This window comes from Acaryochloris sp. IP29b_bin.137 (genome assembly GCF_028285745.1).
In the GTDB taxonomy this organism is placed as follows: domain Bacteria; phylum Cyanobacteriota; class Cyanobacteriia; order Thermosynechococcales; family Thermosynechococcaceae; genus Acaryochloris.
In genome coordinates, this window is the sequence record NZ_JANQOP010000244.1 from 1 (window position 1) to 3,157 (window position 3,157).

5 protein-coding genes are annotated in these 3,157 nt (G+C 41.5%); all 5 read left to right on the forward strand.

Translation table 11 applies throughout. From position 1 onward, the window contains the following. Positions 1-484 (forward strand): V4R domain-containing protein (locus Q0991_RS17280; protein WP_299490595.1); only part of this gene is annotated, 484 nt, incomplete at its 5' end. Between the two features lie 172 nt (positions 485-656). Then, positions 657-1,124: an allophycocyanin gene (locus Q0991_RS17285; protein ID WP_299490602.1), complete on the forward strand. Its 468-nt coding sequence runs from the start codon at positions 657-659 to the stop codon at positions 1,122-1,124. A 9-nt stretch (positions 1,125-1,133) separates the two neighbouring features. After that, the gene (locus Q0991_RS17290; RefSeq protein WP_366524992.1) at positions 1,134-1,484 is read left to right on the forward strand and encodes a 2Fe-2S iron-sulfur cluster-binding protein; all 351 of its coding nucleotides are present in this window, start codon (positions 1,134-1,136) and stop codon (positions 1,482-1,484) included. Positions 1,485-1,525: 41 nt separating this feature from the next. Continuing rightward, positions 1,526-2,395, forward strand: coding sequence for a tetratricopeptide repeat protein (locus Q0991_RS17295; protein ID WP_299490604.1), 870 nt, complete (start codon positions 1,526-1,528; stop codon positions 2,393-2,395). 279 nt (positions 2,396-2,674) lie between these two features. Next, positions 2,675-3,157 (forward strand): hypothetical protein (locus Q0991_RS17300; RefSeq protein ID WP_299490607.1); only part of this gene is annotated, 483 nt, incomplete at its 3' end.

The window sequence follows — 3,157 nt, forward strand, 5'->3', positions numbered from 1 at the left end:
CGTGAAATTCCAGTGTGGGCGCTGGTGGGGGAAGAACTTCTATCGCCGATTTGGTGAAGATGTCAGTGGTTACTACGGCAAACCGCTGGCTGAGATGCCTATGATTGAACTGATTCAATGCGTGAAACATTGCTGGAAAACCCATGGATGGGGCATCATCGACTTTGATATGGGCTACCGCCAGCAGGGGTTCTTAGTTGTCACCATCCAAAATTCTCCCTTCACTCAAGGTGATGCTCAGGTTGATCAGCCCATCAACTACACAGAAGCAGGGATTCTCAGCGCATTCTTTAGCCAATTAACGGGTCGAGAGCTGCATTGCGTCCAAACCACCTGTGAGCTGATGGGGGCTGAGCAAAACTACTTTGTCCTTGGACTATCAGAGCGGCTTGCCCCCATTGAAGCATGGATAAAAAGTGGGATCAGTCATGACAATATTATGGATCGGTTAGTGGCTGCGACTGATAACAGTTCAAACGCTTAGAAAAGATCAAGGGTAATGCGAAAACGACCCCGTTTCTCAGGTGGTCGGGAATTGATAAACCCTAAATAGACTGAGTAGAAGGATTTTTGTTGACGGATCTACAGAGCAAGCAACAATCATTACACCTTTTTCTATCAAAACTCTAATAACTCATTTCAAGGTATCCAACATTATGCTGACGCAACTTGCTCGTTTGAGCATTGAAACCGATGGGCGCTATGCCAGCGATTCTGAGCTGGACTTTATAGAAGACTATTGTGAAACATTGGAAACCCGAATTAATACCTATGAAAAAATTCGGGATACTGCAGTGGAAATCATTCCACGTATGGAAGTTGAGAAAAAGAAGGCGGATCCTACCCTGTTTCAACTAGCGGGCAAGGACGTCACAGAACGATGCCAAAGCGATTTAAAGAGAGGGTTACGGTATGCAGCGACAGCCGTCCTCTTTAGCGACTTAGACTATCTGCGAGAAAATCCATTGCTTTGGTATAGAACTATCGTTCATTCCTTTGGATTCGATAGAGATGTTGATAAAACCTATGCCATTTTCCCTGCAGTGGTCAAAGACTATCTCAATGAAGAGGAGATGGCCTTGATGTCATCCGTATTCCAGGTTTACCGCAGTGTTCTTAAATAACGCTACTAAATGACGTCCACTTCAACTCAAATCACCCAGATGAACGCAATTCAGTCCCACTACACCGTTACCTTAATTGATGACTCTAACTCAGCTCCTCAGACAATTGAAGTAGAAGAAGATGAATTTATCCTTGATGTTGCAGAAGAGAAGGGGATTGAACTGCCCTATTCTTGTCGGGCGGGAAGTTGTTTTGATTGCTTAGGAAAAGTAACCCAAGGGGAAGTTGAACATACCTCCCAATCACTGAATTTCCTCACCCCTGAAGAACTTGAAGCAGGCTACGTTCTACTTTGCTCTTGTATGCCGTCCACAAACTGCACTGTGAAAACCCATCAATCAGTGTGCTATCTCGGTTAACTGAGCAAGGTTGACCCAATATTATTCATAGGATTTTAATCATGACTCAATCACCCACAAACAATCTACAATCCAATGTTCTGAATGGTGCCACGGCCATGGGTGCTATTGGTGGTTCAGTAGCTTCATTGGTCACACAACAGTTAGCATTGGCAACAATTCCCTTATCCTTCTCAATTGTGCTGCAAATCTTCAATAACCGGAAATTGATGAGTCAGCTCAACGCCCAACAATCTACCCTTGCTGAAGTCTTACCAATAAAACAACAAATCCAAGATATTGAGGGCGTTAATGCCCAACAGCAAGAGCAACTCAATCAGCTTCCGCTCCTAACAGAACAAGCCACACAGTTACAAAATAGCATCGAGGGTCATGAGGCGTCTCTGCAGGAATTACCCAACGATATTGCTGAATTGAATCAGCAAGTCTCAACCTTGAGCAATGACAAGACATTGCTTCAGCAGGAGAAGGAATCGTTAAAGGCAGAGCAAGTACGCATCCAAGAGAAACTACAGCTTATTCAAGATATTCAGTCCTTGTCTCGGACCATATCAGAACATCCAAAATCAGCTAAATCAATCTTCTTAAGGGGCACCAGCTACGAAAAGATTGGAGACTATACTCAGGCCATTGAAGACTACACAGCAACACTACGTCTGGATGCGACGAATGCTGCTGCCTATCATCATCGCGGAAAACTCTACAAAGAAATAGGTCAGGGTAAAGCGGCAATCGATGATCTTCGCCAAGCCGCTCAGCTCTACTTTACTCAGGGAGATATTGAAAACTACGAATTATCAAAACAATTAACGAATACCATCCACCAAAGTAGTTCTCTTGAAGACAATCAATCAGAAACGAAGGGTAATGATCAAAGCGATACAACATTGATTGGAAATTTATTCGCTTAATTCCTATCACTACAAACTGGCGACCTGAAGCATTCTGTTCTACAGATTATCCATTTTTATCGAAAATACAAGGGGTATTTAAATTCGTTAGGCCGCCAGCACTATTATTTTTTTACAACACAAGTGATTTTATGCCTGAAGATATCACCAATTGAGATTTTGATATATCCATCACGTCTCCTATCAAGTCTTAGGTATATAGTTTTGCTTAATAACAAAAGCCAATTGATGTATCCATACTTTAATCAAGAATAGGTCTGTAGTTCAAATACTGAAATCATGATAAAAAATATTGTTAATTCATTGATTTCACAAGATGATGTGATTAGTGTTGCAATTTCCCAGCAGTTTCTGCTTCCATATTTTTCAGTAAATGAACAGTTATCACAGAGTATCAATAAGCTGAAATTAGAGCAGGACTTACGGCAAAAACTAACCAGAATTCCTTCCACATTAGACTATCTAGAATTCAATGTATCTGAGTACTTTGCATGTGCAAAACACATTAATCAAAAATGTAGGTTAATTGTGCTACTGATCAACCAGAATCAAAGTTTGTTTTCGTCTGTTAATCATAGAATTTCTTCAGTTGCACATTTAGAATCTGTGCAAACTTTCCAGGCTAGTCAATTGCTTGATGTTCATAGAGATGTACCGACTAAAAACTTAGAACAGTCTCCATCCACACAGCTACACCATAAAACGACTCAACATGTATCAGATGCGGCATCTGAGGCAATGTCCATTGACGATCTTCTTTCT